13 protein-coding genes are annotated in these 15,687 nt (G+C 73.5%); 3 read left to right on the top strand and 10 right to left on the bottom strand.

The window, feature by feature from the left end; genetic code table 11:
- Positions 1 to 36 precede the first annotated feature (36 nt).
- From JQN70_RS08965 to JQN70_RS09005, 9 genes are all read right to left on the bottom strand, one after another.
- Positions 37 to 1,422, bottom strand: coding sequence for an aldehyde dehydrogenase family protein (locus tag JQN70_RS08965; RefSeq protein WP_204130966.1), 1,386 nt, complete (start codon positions 1,420 to 1,422; stop codon positions 37 to 39).
- A 10-nt stretch (positions 1,423 to 1,432) separates the two neighbouring features.
- Positions 1,433 to 2,818, bottom strand: coding sequence for a glutamine synthetase family protein (locus JQN70_RS08970; RefSeq protein WP_204130967.1), 1,386 nt, complete (start codon positions 2,816 to 2,818; stop codon positions 1,433 to 1,435).
- A gap of 13 nt (positions 2,819 to 2,831) precedes the next feature.
- On the bottom strand, positions 2,832 to 3,557 hold the full coding sequence (locus JQN70_RS08975) for a FadR/GntR family transcriptional regulator (RefSeq protein WP_204130968.1): 726 nt from the start codon (positions 3,555 to 3,557) through the stop codon (positions 2,832 to 2,834).
- 97 nt (positions 3,558 to 3,654) lie between these two features.
- Positions 3,655 to 6,123, bottom strand: a complete 2,469-nt coding sequence (locus JQN70_RS08980; RefSeq protein ID WP_204130969.1) for a GcvT family protein — start codon at positions 6,121 to 6,123, stop codon at positions 3,655 to 3,657.
- Complete coding sequence (locus JQN70_RS08985) at positions 6,120 to 7,022, bottom strand: phosphotransferase (protein WP_307835885.1); 903 nt, start codon at positions 7,020 to 7,022, stop codon at positions 6,120 to 6,122. The genes JQN70_RS08980 and JQN70_RS08985 overlap by 4 nt, the downstream gene beginning before the upstream one ends.
- 14 nt (positions 7,023 to 7,036) lie before the next feature.
- Entirely contained in the window at positions 7,037 to 8,704 is a 1,668-nt protein-coding gene (locus tag JQN70_RS08990) for an amino acid permease (protein WP_204130970.1), read from the bottom strand.
- Between the two features lie 148 nt (positions 8,705 to 8,852).
- Positions 8,853 to 9,947 (bottom strand): branched-chain amino acid aminotransferase, encoded by a 1,095-nt coding sequence (locus JQN70_RS08995; RefSeq protein ID WP_204130971.1) that lies wholly within the window; start codon positions 9,945 to 9,947, stop codon positions 8,853 to 8,855.
- Positions 9,948 to 10,112: 165 nt separating this feature from the next.
- Positions 10,113 to 11,186, bottom strand: a complete 1,074-nt coding sequence (locus tag JQN70_RS09000) for a 3-isopropylmalate dehydrogenase (RefSeq protein WP_204130972.1) — start codon at positions 11,184 to 11,186, stop codon at positions 10,113 to 10,115.
- 69 nt (positions 11,187 to 11,255) lie between these two features.
- Positions 11,256 to 11,870 (bottom strand): hypothetical protein, encoded by a 615-nt coding sequence (locus tag JQN70_RS09005; RefSeq protein ID WP_204130973.1) that lies wholly within the window; start codon positions 11,868 to 11,870, stop codon positions 11,256 to 11,258.
- Positions 11,871 to 12,007: 137 nt separating this feature from the next.
- On the opposite strand from JQN70_RS09005, the gene JQN70_RS20495 reads away from it, so the two are divergent.
- Positions 12,008 to 13,375, top strand: a complete 1,368-nt coding sequence (locus tag JQN70_RS20495) for a response regulator transcription factor (RefSeq protein ID WP_307835886.1) — start codon at positions 12,008 to 12,010, stop codon at positions 13,373 to 13,375.
- Between the two features lie 72 nt (positions 13,376 to 13,447).
- On the opposite strand, the gene JQN70_RS09015 is transcribed toward JQN70_RS20495, so the two are convergent.
- Positions 13,448 to 13,540, bottom strand: coding sequence for a 3-isopropylmalate dehydrogenase (locus tag JQN70_RS09015; protein ID WP_204130974.1), 93 nt, complete (start codon positions 13,538 to 13,540; stop codon positions 13,448 to 13,450).
- A 411-nt stretch (positions 13,541 to 13,951) separates the two neighbouring features.
- Between JQN70_RS09015 and JQN70_RS09020 the strand changes: the two genes are divergently transcribed.
- Positions 13,952 to 15,145: a glycosyltransferase gene (locus tag JQN70_RS09020; RefSeq protein WP_204130975.1), complete on the top strand. Its 1,194-nt coding sequence runs from the start codon at positions 13,952 to 13,954 to the stop codon at positions 15,143 to 15,145.
- Positions 15,146 to 15,234: 89 nt separating this feature from the next.
- The coding region (locus JQN70_RS09025; protein WP_204130976.1) for a DUF3995 domain-containing protein at positions 15,235 to 15,687 on the top strand (453 nt) is incomplete at its 3' end.

Consider the following 15,687-nt stretch of genomic DNA (forward strand, 5'->3'; position numbering starts at 1 on the left):
TGGTTCTGTCGTGGGGTCGTGGTGAGTGGGGTGGGGTCAGTCCTCGGTCGAGATGAAGACGTTCTTCACCTCGGTGAAGGCGTCGAGCGCGTCGGGGCCGAGCTCGCGCCCGATCCCGCTGCTCTTGAAGCCGCCGAACGGGGTCGAGTAGCGCACCGAGGAGTGGCTGTTGACCGAGAGGTTCCCGGCCTCGACGCCGCGCGCGACGCGCAGCGCGCGCCCGACGTCGCGGGTCCAGATCGAGCCGGAGAGCCCGTACTCGGTGTCGTTGGCCTTGGCGACCGCGTCGGCCTCGTCCTCGAAGGGCAGGACGGCGACGACCGGCCCGAAGACCTCCTCGCGCCAGACCCGGTCGGTGGTGTCACGCGGGAGCACGACGGTCGGCGGGTACCACCAGCCGCGCCCCTCGGGGGCCGAGCCGCGGAAGGCGACGTCGACCGCCTCGTGGCCGTCGGTGCCGTCGACGTAGCCGCGGACCACCTCGCGCTGGCGCTCGCTGACGAGCGGGCCCATCTCGGTGGTCTCGGCGCCCGGGTCACCGACGACGACGTCCTTGACGGCCCCCTCGAACCGCTCCATGAAGGCGTCGTAGACGCTGCGCTGCACGAGGATCCGCGTCCGGGCGCAGCAGTCCTGGCCGGCGTTGTCGAGGAAGCTCATCGGGGCCGCGGCGGCCGCCTTGTCGAGGTCGGCGTCGGCGAAGACGATGTTCGCCGACTTGCCGCCGAGCTCGAGGGTGACCCGCTTGAGGTGCTCGGCGGCGCCGCGCATGATGCCCTGCCCCACCGGCGTCGAGCCGGTGAAGGCGACCTTGCGGACGTCGGGGTGGGTGACGAACCGCTCGCCGACGACCCGCCCGGGGCCGGGCAGGATCGACAGCACGCCCTCGGGGATGCCGGCCTCGAGGGCCAGCTCACCGATCCGCATCGCGGTCAGCGGTGTCAGCTCGGCCGGCTTGAGCACGACCGTGTTCCCCGCGGCGAGGGCGGGCGCCATCGCCCAGCCCATGATCGGCATCGGGAAGTTCCACGGCACGATGACGCCGACGACGCCGAGCGGCTCCTTGAAGGTGACGTCGAGACCGCCGGCGACGGGGATCTGCCGGCCGAAGAGCCGCTCCGGCGCCGCGGAGTAGTAGCACAGGACGTTGACGACGTTCCCCGCCTCCCACCGCGCGTTGCCGATGGTGTGGCCGGCGTTCCGGACCTCGAGGCGGGCCAGCTCCTCGGCGTGCTCCTCGACGACGTCGGCGAAGCGGCGCAGGAGCATCCCGCGGTCGGCGGGGCTCACGGCCCGCCAGGCGGGGCCGACCTGCACGGCCCGCGCGACGGCGGCGTCGGTCTCCTCCAGCCCGGCGAGGTCGATCGTCGTGACGACCTCCTCGGTCGCCGGGTCGATGACGTCGTGCGTGGTGGTGCTCATCGGTGGGTGCTCACAGCCTCTCGAATCCTCGGACCCGCTCCCAGTCGGTGACCGCCGCGGTGAACGCGGTGATCTCGACGTCGGCGGCGTTGACGTAGTGGTCGACGACCTCGTCGCCGAACGCGGCCCGCGCGACCTCGCTGGCGGCGAGCAGGTCGCGCGCCTCCCGGAGGGTCGTCGGGACGTGCTCGTAGTCGCCCTGGTAGGCGTTCCCCTCGCAGACCGGCGGCAGCTCGAGGCCCTCGCGGATGCCGTGCAGGCCGCCGGCCAGCATCGCGGCGATCGCGAGGTACGGGTTGACGTCACCGCCCGGGACGCGGTTCTCGACCCGCAGGCCGGCTCCGTGACCGACGACCCGCAGCGCGCACGTGCGGTTGTCGGTGCCCCACGCGACGGCGGTGGGAGCGAACGACCCCTTGGCGAAGCGCTTGTAGGAGTTGATGTTCGGTGCGTAGAAGTACGTCAGCTCGCGCATCGTCGCGAGCACGCCCGCGAGGAAGTGGTCGAAGAGCTCGGAGCGGCCGCCGTCGCGGTCGTCGTCGGCGAAGACCACCTCGCCGTCGGTGCCGCGCAGCGACAGGTGGATGTGGCACGAGTTGCCCTCGCGCGCGTCGAACTTGGCCATGAAGGTCAGTGCCTGTCCGTGCCGGGCGGCGATCTCCTTGGCACCGGTCTTGTAGACGGTGTGGTTGTCGCACGTGCGCAGGACCTCGTCGAAGAGGAAGCCGATCTCGTGCTGCCCGAGGTTGCACTCCCCCTTGGCCGACTCGACCGTCATCCCGGCCCGGTACATCTCGTTGCGGATCTCGCGCAGCACCGGCTCGACCTTGCTGCCGCCGAGGATCGAGTAGTCGACGTTGTACCGGTTCGCCCCGGTGAGCCCGTGGTAGCGCCGGTCCCAGGCCTCCTCGTACGACTCCTCGAAGAGGATGAACTCGAGCTCGGTGCCGGCGAAGGCCCCCCATCCGTCGTCGGCCGCGGACGCGACCTGCTTCTTGAGGATGCTGCGCGGCGACTGGACGACCTCGCCGGACCCGTCGAGCCAGGTGAGGTCGCTCTGGATGGTCACCGAGTTCGGGAAGCCCGGCGTGCGGCGCAACGTCGACAGGTCCATCTCGAAGAACATGTCGCCGTAGCCGCGCTCCCACGAGGAGATCGCGTAGCCGTCGACCGTGTTCATGTCGACGTCGACGGCGAGGAGGTAGTTGCAGCCCTCCGTGCCGGCGTCGAGGACGTGGTCCAGGAAGAAGGCGCCGTGGATCCGCTTGCCCTGCAACCGTCCCTGCATGTCCGTGAACGCCACGATGACCGTGTCGACGGTCCCGTCGGCGATGTCGGTGCGTAGCTGCTCGAGCGTGAGCTGCAGCGGTCCCCCGCGGTGGGTCGAGCTCGTCATCGTGCTCCTCCAGTCATCCGATGAGCCCGCGCAGGAGCGCGGACGTCGCGTCGCAGTGCTCTTCCATGGCGGTCCGTGCGTCCTCGGCCGCTCCCGACAGGATCGCACCGACGATGGCCTCGTGCTGGTCGTGCGAGTGCTGGATGTTCTTGCGCAGCACCGGGATCGCATCGAGGAGCTCACCGAGCGCCGCCTGGGCCCGGGTGACCGCCTCGATGAGCATCGGCGAGCCGGAGACGGTCGCGATGGCCAGGTGCAGCCGGCTGTCGGCGAGCCGGTGCACGCCGGGGTCGGTGGCCGCGGAGGTCTCGCGCAGCGACGTCGCGAGCCACGAGCGCTGGTCGCCGGACAGCTCGCGGGTCGCGGCCAGCCAGGCCGCGCCCGGCTCGACGACCCGTCGGAAGTCGAGCGCGTCGAGGAGGGTCGCACCCCGCCGCACGCCGGTGCCCGCCGACCCCGGCGCGGGGGCCGCGTAGGTGACGACGGTGCCGCCGCCCCGCCCGCGACGCGTGGTGACCAGGCCCGCGTCGCGCAGGGCGGCGATCGCGTCGCGGAGGGTGTTGCGCGCGACACCGAGCTGCTCGGCCAGCTCGCGCTCGGGCGGCAGCTGGTCGCCGTCGACGAGGACGCCGAGGCGGATCGCCGTGGCCAGCTGCTCGACGGTGGTCTCGAAGGGGTTCCCCGGCGTGTGGCGGAGGATGACCGAGGGCAGGTGGGTCGCGCCCGCAGGGTGCGTCATCGCCGTCCTCCTCGCGCGCCGGCCGTGCCCGACGGTGCCCAGCGAGGCCCGTCGCCGTGAATGGTCCGGTTCTGGACCAAAGGTTCCGCCGAGTGTGTCACGTCCGGCCCAGCCTGTCGCCGTCCGGGTCGAACGGCGGGCGCCGGGAGACCGTGACCGGCACCCGCTCCCCCGCCAGGTCGACCTCCCACGAGCCGGCGTCGCACCACGCCGGGGCGGCCGTGCCCGACGTCCGGTCGCCGACGAGGGCCAGCCCGACGGACGCCCCGACGGTGGCGCCCCCGGCCGCGCTCGTCACCTGCCCGACCGGCTCTCCGTCGCGGAGCACGAGCTCGCCGCCCCACAGCCACACGTCAGGGTCGCCGGCGACGAGGGACACGACCCGCCGCGCCGGGCCCCCGGCCCCGCGCGCCTCCCCGGCAGCCCGCCCGAGGAAGTCACCCGGACGGGACAGGGCGCAGGCGAAGAGCAGACCGGCCTCGACCGGGGTGGTCTCGGGGGTGAGCTCGCGCCCGAAGGCCCGGTACCCCTTCTCGAGGCGGAGCGCCTCGATGGCCGAGTAGCCGGCCGGCACGACGCCGAGGTCCTCCCCCGCGGCGAGGAGCTCGTCGTGGAGCACGGCGGCCTGCTCGGTCGGCACGTACAGCTCCCAGCCGAGCTCGCCGACGTAGGTGATCCGGGTGGCGCGCAGGCGGGTCCGCCCGACGTCGATGACCCGCGAGGTGCCGAACGGGTGCGCGGCGTCGTCGAGGGCGGCCTGCGTGAGCCGCGACAGCAGCTCGCGCGAGCGCGGACCCATCACCCCGAGGACGGCATACGCGCTCGTGACGTCGACGATCGCCGGCGCGCCGACCCGGTGGCGTGCCAGCCAGTCGAGGTCGCGACGGGTCGTGGCCGCGCTGGACACCACGAGGAACTCCTCGCGCCCGGTGCGGGTGACCGTCACGTCGGCCTGGTACCCCGCCGACGAGTCGAGCATCCCCGTGTAGACGGCCCGCCCGACGGGCACGTCGACGTCGGCGGTGCACACCCACTGGAGGGTGGCGAGGGCGTCCGGGCCGGTCACGAGGTACTTGCTGAACGACGTCTGGTCGAAGACGGCGACGGCCGACCGGGTGGCCCGCTGCTCGGCGTCGCACCAGTCCGCCCACGCGGGTCGCTCCCACGAGTAGTCGAGGCGGGGCTCGACCCCGGGGGGCGCGAAGACGAGCGGGCGCTCCCACCCGTTGCGGCTCCCCATCACCGCCCCGAGGTCTCGGGTTCGCTCGTACAGCGGCGAGCAGCGTTGCGGCCGACCGGTCTCCAGCTCGCGGTTGGGCCACGGCACCGCGTAGTGCAGCCCCAGCACCTCGGCGACGCGCGAACGCAGCCACGACCGGTTCGCCGCCACCGCCGGGAAGCGCCGGATGTCCACGGCCGTGAGGTCGAGCGTCGGCTCGCCGCCGACGACCCACTCGGCGAGCGCCCGCCCCGCACCCCCGGCCGAGGCGATGCCGACCGAGTTGAAGCCGGCGGCGACGAACAGCCCGTCGCACTCGGGCGCCTCGCCCAGGAGGAACTGGTTGTCGGGCGTGAACGACTCGGGCCCGTTGTAGAACTTGCGGATACCCGTCTCCGCCAGCACCGGGAGCCGGTGGATGGCGCTGTCCATGAGCACCTCGAAGTGTTCCCAGTCCTCGTCGAGCAGCCGGAACTCGAACGGGTCCGGGATCTCCTCGGGCGCCACCCACGGCTTGGCCTCCGGCTCGAAGCCGCCGACGAGCAGGCCGCCGACCTCCTCCTTGACGTAGGTGTACCCGTCGGGGTCGCGGAGCACGGGCAGGTCCCGGTGCACCCCGTCGACCTGGTCGGTGACGACGTAGAAGTGCTCGGCCGAGTGCAGCGGGACGTCCACCCCGGCCATCGCGCCGACGAGCGGCGCCCACTGGCCGGCCGCGTTGACGACGACCTCGCACCCGACCTCGCCCTCCTCGGTGACGACGCCCGTGACCCGACGCCGGTCGCCGCTCTCCTCGAGCCGCAGGCCCGTGACGCGCACCCGCTCGTGCACCCGCACCCCGAGGGCGCGGGCGCCCCGGGCCAGGGCCTGGGTGAGGTCGGCGGGGTCGGCCCGACCGTCGCCGGGCAGCCAGATCGCGCCCTCGAGGTCGTCGGAGCGGATGAGCGGGTAGCGCTCGGCCGCCTGCGCGGGGGTGAGCAGCTCGCAGTCGAGGTCGTACGCGGCGGCGCTGGCCGCGGTGCGCCGCAGCTGGACCATGCGCTCCGGCGTCCGGGCGAGGGTGAGCCCGCCGCAGACCCGGTACCCCGTGGAGAGGCCGGTCTCCGCCTCGAGCCGCGCGTAGAGCTCGGTGGACCAGCGGACCAGGCGGGTCCCGGCCTCGCTGGCCCGCAGCTGCCCCACGAGCCCGGCCGCGTGCCACGTCGTGCCGCAGGAGAGGGTCCCCTGCTCGAGCACGACGACGTCGGTCCACCCGAGGTGGGCGAGGTGGTACGCCACGGACGCGCCGATGACCCCTCCGCCGACGACGACGACCCGGGCGCGCTCCGGGAGCGCCACCGCGCTCACCGGCTCGCCACCGCGGCGAGCAGACGCTCGAGGCGCGGACCACCGGCGAGCTCGCGCGCGGGGTCGAGCTTGGCCGCCGCCCAGCCGAGGAAGTCGTACTCGATGTCGCTGGCGCCGTCCTGGATGACGCCCCACAGCGTCCAGCCGTACCGGGCGAGAAACCCCCACAGCTCGGCGCGGGCGGTGTCGGCGGGGTCCTCGCGCTCGTAGTAGGCGGCGCACAGCTCGGCGAGGGCGTCCGGGCCCAGGCGCGCCTCGGCGACGACGTTCCCCAGCTCGAAGGACGGCTCGTTCATCCCGGAGTACTCGTAGTCGATGATCCGCAGGTCGCCGCCGTCGTCGAGGACGTTGGCCGCCAGCAGGTCGTTGTGGCACGGGACGATCGGCTCGGGGGCCAGCGCCAGCACCTCCTCGACCCGTCGGGCGGCGGGCTCGAGGTCGAGGTACCCGTTCGGCAGCCGGAACCCCTTCTCGCGCACCACCTCGAGGTACCGACGCCGCAGGGCGGTCATGTCGAAGCGGCCGACGAACCCCGGGCCGGCGTGCAGCCGGCGCAGCGCGGACGCCAGTCGCGGGAGGTTCGCCGCGACGTCGGCGTCCCCCCACGTGCGCCCGGGGAGGAACGCGACGACGAGGACGCCCTGCCCGCCGAGGTAGTCGACGACGGGCGCCCCCACCCCGGTGGCCGCGGCCGCGAGGGTGTTGACGAACTCCGTGTGCCGGTCGACCCCGAGCAGGCCGGTGTCCGGCGACGAGATGCGGACGACCACGTCGAGCCCGGATGCGGTCCGCACCCGCACGTTGTGGTTCGTCAGGCCACCGGGCAGGGGCGTGGTCTCACGCCCCTGCCCGGCGAGGACGGGGATGCCGTCGAGCACCTCGTCGTCGGAGCGGGTCACGGCCGGTGCCCGCGTCAGGCGAGCGGGTCGCCGGGCTTCCAGTCGTGCTCGGTCCCACCGTGTGCCGACTTGCCGTGGTGCTCGAGGGCGATCTCGTCGGCGCCGGTCATGCCCTCGGGCAGGTCGATCGTCGTCTTCGGCCCGGTGAACCACTTCTTGGCCGACAGGTGCCAGCCGATCCACAGGAGCAGGAGCGTGCCGCCCATGAGGATCGGGGCGTAGTTGACGAACTTCCACTCGAAGGTGTCGTGGAACGGGTTGGCCGCCGGGGTGAACGGCAGGATGAAGTACACCGAGATGACGGCGATCTCGAGCACCGCGATCGGGGCCATCCACCTCCACTTGGTGCCGAGGTTCCAGCGGCCCTGCGGGAAGGCGTCACCCATCCGCCAGCGGAGGAAGATCGGGATGGCGAAGGCGGTGTAGAGGCCGATGACACCGACCGAGACGACCGCGTAGAACGCCACGGGGACGATGAGCGGGGCCTCCTCGGTGCCGAGGTTGACCTCGACGAGCGCCGGCAGGGTGATGATCGCGGCGATGACCGACGACACGATGACGGCGTTGGCCGGCACCTTGCGGGCGTTGAGCCGGGCCCAGCTCGACGAGCCCGGCACGGCGCCGTCCCGGCTGAACGCGAAGAGCATCCGGCTCGTGGACGTCATGCAGGCCGCGGTGCAGAACACCTGGGCGATGCTCGCGATGAGCAGCACCGTGCCGGCCCATCCCGACGAGAGCGCCTGGTTGAAGATCACCGCGACGCCGCCGCCACCCGCGGTCACCGCCTCGGGGTCCTGGACGGCGAAGAGGAAGGCGAGCAGGAGGAACCAGCCGCCGATCGCGGAGTAGAAGATCGAGCGCCAGATGCCCTTGGCCGCACCGTCGGCGGCACCCTGGGTCTCCTCCGAGAGGTGGGCCGAGGCGTCGAACCCGGTGATCGTGTACTGCGTGAGGAGGAAGCCGAGCGGCAGGACGTAGAACCAGAATCCGATGCCGCTGTCCTCACCGCCGGCCAGGCCACCGCTGTTGTTGACGCGCATCGTGAAGACGTCGTTGATGCTCATGTGCTTGTCCGGCAGGAACACGAGGATCGCGATGACGACGGCCGCACCGATGACGTGCCACCACACCGAGATGTTGTTGAGCAGCGCGAGCAGGTGGCCGCCGAAGATGTTGATGCAGGCCGTGATCGCGAGGATGACGAGGAACATGATGAAGACGCGGGTCAGGGAGTAGCCCGCGGCCCACGACTCGCTCATCGTGCTGAACGACAGGTCGAAGAAGGTCGCCGCCCCGTAGGCCACCGACGCGTCGATGGCCAGCAGGCCGATGAGGTTGAGCCAGCCGGTGTAGTACCCGGCCTTGGCCCCGCCGAGCTTGGCGGCCCACCAGTAGATGCCGCCGGAGGTCGGGTACGCCGACACGAGCTCGGACATGCAGAAACCGATGATGAGGATGAAGACCGAGATGAGCGGCCAGCCGATCGAGATGGCGATGGGGCCGCCGTTGTTCCACGCCTGGCCGAAGGTCGTGAAGCACCCGGCGAGGATCGAGATGATCGAGAAGGAGATCGCGAAGTTGGAGAAGCTCGACCAGGTGCGGTTCAGCTCCTGCTTGTAGCCCAGTGAGGCGAGGTGCTCCTCGTCGCTCGAGCTGTGGTCGGTCGTCCGGGAAACGCTCACGTGCACCTCTTGATGTGCAGAAGCGGACCATTGGTCCGGGGCGGATCGAGTGCTGCACAGACAACACCCGCACCAACCCGGCTGTCAATGGTTCCCGGGAGGACCATTTCCGTGCTGGACACCGATGCCCACCACGGAAACCGCAGGCTCAGGCGAGGCGGGTCAGCCAGCCGTGGGCGTCCTCCGCGCGGCCGTACTGGACGTCGAGCAGGGCGCTGCGGATCGAGCGGGTGACCTCGCCGCCCTCGTCGCCGGCGGTGGACGGCGCCGAACCGCCCTCCCAGCGCAGCTCGCCGACCGGCGTGACGACCGCCGCGGTGCCGCAGGCGAACACCTCGGTGATGCTGCCGTCGCGCACGCCGTCCTTCCACTCCTCGATCTCGACCCGGCGCTCCTCCGGCTCCAGGCCCAGGCCCTTGGCGAGCTCGAGGATGGAGCTGCGGGTGACGCCCTCGAGGATGGTGCCGGTGAGCTCGGGGGTGACGAGCCGGTGGTCGTCGGTGACGAGGAAGAGGTTCATCCCGCCGAGCTCCTCGATGTACGTGTGCGTCGCGGAGTCGAGGAACACCGCCTGGTCGCACCCGTTCTCGATGCCCTCGAGCTGCCCGGCCAGCGAGGACGCGTAGTTGCCACCGGTCTTCGCGGCGCCGGTGCCCCCGGCCCCGGCGCGCGCGTAGTGCTCCGAGATCCACAGCGTCACGGGCTTCAGGCCGCGCGGGAAGTACGCGCCCGCCGGCGAGGCGATGACCGAGTAGGTGACCTCGTTGGCCGGACGCACCCCGAGGAAGGCCTCGGACGCGTAGAGGAACGGCCGCAGGTACAGGCTCGTCTCCCCCGTGCCCGCCGCCGGCACCCACGGCTCGTCGACCTCGACGAGGGCGCGCAGCGAGGCGAGGAAGTCGTCGGTCGGCAGCTCGGGGAGGGCGAGGCGCCGCGCGCTGCGCTGCATCCGCTCGGCGTTGGCCTCGGGGCGGAAGGCCCACACCGACCCGTCCTCGTGCCGGTAGGCCTTGAGGCCCTCGAAGACCTCCTGGGCGTAGTGCAGCACCGCGGCGCTCGGCATGAGGGTGATCGGGCCGTACGGGTGGATCCGCGCGTCGTGCCAGCCGTCGTCCTTCGTCCACGTCGCCGAGGCCATGTGGTCGGTGAAGTGCACGCCGAACCCGGGGTTCGCGAGGATCTCGGCCCGCCGCGCGTCGCTCGCGGGGTCGGGACGGCGCTGGACGTCGAAGGTCAGGCTCATGGGACGGTCGGTCCTTTCCTCGGAGCAACGGTGCTGCGGTCCCCGCAGGCTATCCCCTCCGAACATTCTCTCCGGATGCCGGAAGGTTCAGTGACCTGCCGGTTGCAACCGGCAGGTCACTGAAGGTCTCGGCAGCCGGAGAAAAAGTCGGGGCTGGTGGGTCCGTCAGAGGCGGGCGGCGATGGCATCGCCGACGGCGCTCGTCGAGCGCGGGGCGCTCCCCCGCTCGGCGAGGTCGGCGGCCACCGCCTCCTCGACCCGCGCCGCGGCGTCGGGGAGCCCGACGTGGGCGAGGAGCATCGCGACCGAGAGCACCGTGGCCGTCGGGTCGGCGACGCCCTGACCGGCGATGTCCGGGGCCGAGCCGTGCACCGGCTCGAACATGCTCGGGAAGCGTCCCTCGGGGTTGATGTTGCCGCTCGCCGCGAGGCCGATGCCACCGGCGATGGCCGCCGCGATGTCGGTGATGATGTCGCCGAAGAGGTTGTCGGTGACGACGACGTCGAAGCGTCCGGGGTCGGTCGCGAGGAAGATCGTCGCGGCGTCGACGTGCTGGTAGGCCGTCTCGACGTCGGGGAACTCGGCGCCGACCTCCTCGACCGTGCGGCGCCACAAGTGGCCGGCGTGGGTGAGGACGTTGTGCTTGTGCACGAGGGTCAGGTGCTTCCGGGGGCGCGCGGCGGCACGGGCGAAGGCGTCACGGACCACCCGCTCGACGCCGAAGCGGGTGTTGACGCTCACCTCGGTGGCGATCTCGTGCGGCGTGCCGACCCGCAGCGCGCCCCCGTTGCCGGTGTACGGGCCCTCGGTGCCCTCGCGGACGACGACGAAGTCGATGCCGCCCGGCGCGACCCGCTCGATGGCGAGCGGGCTCTCGACCCCGGGGTAGAGCTTCGCGGGGCGCAGGTTGACGTAGTGCTCGAGGGCGAAGCGCAGTGGCAGCAGGACCCCGCGCTCGAGGACGCCGCTCGGCACCGTGGGGTCGCCGATCGCCCCGAGGACGATGGCGTCGTGGGCCTTCACCTCGTCGAGGACCGACTCCGGGAGGGTCTCGCCGGTGGCGTGCCAGCGGCGCGCGCCGAGGTCGTACTCGGTCGTCGTGACCTTCGGGCCGTCCTCGCCGAGCGCCGCCTCGAGCACCTTGAGCCCCTCGGCGACGACCTCCGGACCGATCCCGTCGCCGCCGATGACGGCGAGGTCGAGGGCGGTCGGGGCAGCCGGGGTCGGGGCGTCGGTCATGGCGTCCACTGTAGGAAGTCGGTCCCGGGATGCGGACGGCCGTCCCATCCCGCGGAACGCCGAGGGGCGTCAGTCGGACTCGGCACGTCCCCGGGCACCGGCACGGGCCAGGCTCCCGAGCGCCACGACGAGCGCGATGTTCACCGGGACGGCCACCGCGGGCAGGTTGCCGATGTGCGCGACCGGCCAGCCGAGCGTCGCGACGAGCACGACCGCGGCCTGCCACCGGGCGCCGACGCGGGCCAGCGCGACCGCGGCCAGGGCCAGCGACGCGGGGAAGCACAGCCCGAGCGGCTTGATGAGGGACGCGGCGCCGGTCCGGTCGACGAGCTGCACGTCACCCCAGGACATGTGGATGGCCTCGAAGCCGTAGGCGACGTTGCCGGCCATCCCGAGCAGGCCGACGAGCACGAGGGCGGCCCGGAGCCGGGAACCCGCCGGCAGGGCACGCGCGACCCGCAGCACGACGAAGCCGTAGCCCACGGCCCCGAGGACGTGGAGCACGCCGGCCGTCCCGTCGTCCCAGCCGCGGGCGGCGTAGGTGGAGTCGGCCGCCAGGTAGACCAGGGGCGCGACGACGAGCGCGGCGGTCAGCAGCCGGGACTCCGGCGAGGCCGGGTCGTCGGTCGTCCCGAGGGGGACGCCGGCGGCGGCGGGTCGGTCGGTGGGAGTGGTCGTGCTCATCGGGGTCTCCGTCCGTGGGAGGTTGGTGACCCGACCCTGCGGGGCGACCCGGTCCGTCGACCACGGGGCGAACCCCGGTCGCCGAAGTCCAGGGATAACCCTGCACCGGCTCGCGGCCGGGCTGTCACGATGATCCGGTGAGCCTCCCCGCGCCCCGGTCGGTCCCGGTCGGCACGCTGCTGGCGGCCGCCTGCGTCGTCGCGCTCGTGAGCACCGGGGCGGCCCGGGGGCTGTGGCCGGCGAACCTCCACAACGGGCTGCTCGCCGTCTCGTTCACCTTCGTGGGCGGCTACGTCCTCCTCGAGCGTCCGGGGCACCCCGAGGGGCGGGTCTTCGTCGTCGCCGGGGTCGTCGAGGCGGTGATGTTCACCGCCCGCCAGCTCGCCCACGCCGACCCGGCCGGGACCGACCCGTGGGTGGCCTGGCTGGGGGTCTGGCCGGTGCCGCTCGCCCTCGGCCTGACGACCCTCGCGGTGCTGTGGTTCCCGGACGGGCGCCTGCCGTCCCGTGGCTGGCGGCCGGTCCTCGTCGCGGCCGCGGTCCTCACGGCGGTGTCGTGCCTGCTCTCCGCGCTCTGGCCGGTGGGCTACGCGGCGGCCGGGGTGTCGGTGCCGCACCCCCTCGCCGACGGCTCCCCCGAGGCGGTGACCACGCTGTGGCGCGTCGTGGCCACCCCGTCCTTCGTCGCCCTCCAGCTCCTGTGGGTCCCGGCCCTCGTGACCCGCTGGCGCACGGGTCGCTCCGGTCGGGAGCTCGGGTGGCTGCTGTCGGCGGTGGCCGTCGCCGCGGTCGCCCTCGCGGTCGGGCTGCTCGTCGCCGGGTCACCCCGGGCCGGGCTGCTCGCGGCCTGCTCGGTCCCGCTCGCCGCGGGCCTCGCCGTCGTCCACGGTCGCCAGACCGCCGTCCGGTCGGCGCTGTCGTGGCTCTCGCGGTCCGGGCCCGACGCCGGTCGCCTCCCGGCCGACCTCGCCGAGGCGGTCGCGCGGGCCCTCGCGGCCGACGGGGCACGCGTGTGGATCGGCAGCGAGGGGGTGCTGCGGGTCGCGGGGGCGTGGCCCGAGGCCGACCCGACCCCGGACGCGTCGTCCCTCCCCGCCCTCGCGGCGGGCCCCGGCGCCGGGGTGCACCCGGTGCTGCGCGACGGCCGCGTCACCGGCGCGCTCGAGGTGGTCCGCGCCGCGCCGCTCTCCCGCTCCGAGGGGCGGCTCCTCGCCGAGCTCGCCAGCCAGGCCGCCCTCGTCGTCGAGCACGTCTCCCTCGCGGCCCTCATCGACGGGCAGCGCCGGGCCGGTCACCTGGACTCCCTGACGCCGCGCGAGCGGCAGGTCCTCGAGCTCATCGCCCGGGGGATGTCCAACGCCGCGATCTGCGCCGAGCTGCACCTGAGCATCAAGACCGTCGAGCCCCTCGTGGGGGCCGTCTTCACCAAGCTCGGGCTGCACGCCGACTCGGCGAGCAACCGCCGGGTCCTCGCGGCCCTGGAGTACCTGCGGGCCGGGTCCTGACGCACCTGACCGGGCGGCACCTCGGGGGTGCCGCCCGGTCAGGAGGGCTCGTGCTCGGAGGTCGGGTCGACCTCAGTCGTCCGAGTGTCCCTGGTCGCGCAGGTCCATCGACTCCTGCAGTGCCTGGCGGGCCAGGTCGGCCTCGGTCGTCGTCTCGGTGTTCATCGTCGAATCTCGCAATCCGCGGCCCGGTGGCCGCACGTCGGGGGTGGGTCGGAGCTCGAGCCGGTGGTGGACCGGCGAGCGGTCAGCGACGTCGCGGGGTCTCCGCGGCGAGGGTGCTGACTACCGAACCTCGCCGCGGCCGGGAATGAGGAGTACCACGAGCCGCGTCATGCCTCGACGGTACGTGGACGTCCTACTACCGGGCAGCCGGTTTTCACGATGTGGACGCCCGGACCAATGAGAGCCGCGTCACACGGCACCGGCACCGTCGAATCCCTCGCTGCGACCGTCCTCCGCCACCGGGATCCGAAGGGCAGCGGTGAGGCGCGTTCCGGCCACTCGGTCATGACGGACGTCACTGGTCCGGCAGCAGGCGCACCGAGGATGATGGACACGGGGAAGGGGCGGACCATGAGGATCAGGTACCTCGTGCTCAACGCGGGGGCGCGCGGTGGGGCGACGCGGACGACCCTGTCGATCGCGAGCGCCCTCGCCGAGCGCGGGCACGACGTCGAGGTCGCCTCGCTGGCCTCGTCCCGGGGTCGTCCCGTCTTCCCCCTCTCGTCCCGGGTCCGGCTCGTCCACCTCACGGGGCTCCGGCCGCACCGGGGTGGTGCGGTGGCCCCGCTGGCGGCCGCACGGTGGGCCACCCGCGTCGCGGCCCGCCGCACCCACAGCCTCGAGGCGCACCCCCGCGACCGGCTGACGACGGGTCTCAACCGCGTCCACGACGCCGCCCTGCGGCACTGGCTGCGCGGCCAGCGCGACTGCGTCGTCGTCAGCACCCGGCTGACCCTCAACCTCGCGCTGGCCCGGCACCGCACGGACCGTCAGGTGGCGGTCGCCCAGGAGCACAACCACCTCGGCCCGAACGCGGAGGTCCGGGCCGCCTACCGCGAGCTGTTCCCCCGCCTCGACGCCCTCGCCGTCCTCACCGACGGCGACGCCCGCGCCCATCGGGCCCTCCTCGGCGAGCGCCCCCTCGTCGTCACCGTGCCCAACGGCGTGCCGAACGAGCTCGCCCTGCACCACGCACCCCTCGTCGAGCCGGTGGCCGTCGCCGCGGGCGGGCTGGTCCGGCGCAAGGGGTTCGACCTGCTGGTCGACGCGTGGCGCCAGGTGGCGCGCGAGCGGCCGCAGTGGCGTCTGGAGATCCACGGGTCCGGCGAGCAGCACGACGCCCTGCTCGCCCGGGTGCACGGGGCCGGGCTCGACGGCGTCGTGACCCTCGCGGGGTTCACCCGCGACCTGCCGGCCCACCTCGACCGGGCCTCCCTCTTCGTCCTGTCCTCGCGGGGCGAGGGGATGCCGATGGTCCTCCTCGAGGCGATGGCCAGCGGCGTTCCCGTCGTGTCCTTCGACTGCCCGACCGGACCGGCCGAGCTGCTCGACGGCGGGCGGGCGGGCCTCCTCGTCCCCCCGGGCGACGTCGACGCCCTCGCCGCGGCGATCCTGCGGGTCACCGGCGACGCCGAGCTGCGCCGCCGGATGGCCGACGCGGGGCTGGCCCGCGCGGCCGAGTACGACGTCGGGGCGACGGCCAAGCGCTGGGAGGAGGTCTTCACCTCGCTGGCCGAGGCAAGGGGTCTGTGCGTGGACGGCTGACCGCACCCCGAGGTCGCCCGCCACGAACCGGGGCCGGGTCGGGGCCGACCCCCATGGCCGCCGCTCGCGCACCCGTCGAGCATGGAGGCATGATCCGCCACCGACCCCTGCTCTGGTTCGCGGTGGCCGCCGCCCTCGGGACCGCCCACGCCGCCGCGAGCCTGCACTGGGCGCTCGGCGGCGGCGTGCTCGTCGACACCGTCGGTGAGTGGGCGCGGTCGTGGCGCGAGACCTCCCCCGTGTCGGCGGGGTTCGCGCTCGGGACGATCGGGGTCGGCAAGCTCGCGGTGGCCTGGGTGCCGTGGGTCGCCGGCCGCCGGGGCGGCCCGCGGCACGGCCTGCGGCTCGCCGCGTGGCTCGCGGCGAGCGGTCTCGTCCTCTACGGCCTCTCCTCCACCCTCGCCGGCGCGGTCGCCCTCACCGGCCTGCTCGGCCCGCTCGACGACCCCGTCGCCACCCGGGGCCACGTGCTCCTCTGGGACCCGCTCTTCCTCGCGTGGGGGCTGGCCCTCGGGGCGGGCCTGTGGGCCGGACGCCGACGG

Origin of the sequence: Phycicoccus sonneratiae, assembly GCF_016887965.1 — a bacterium.
In the GTDB taxonomy this organism is placed as follows: Bacteria; Actinomycetota; Actinomycetes; order Actinomycetales; family Dermatophilaceae; genus Phycicoccus; species Phycicoccus sonneratiae.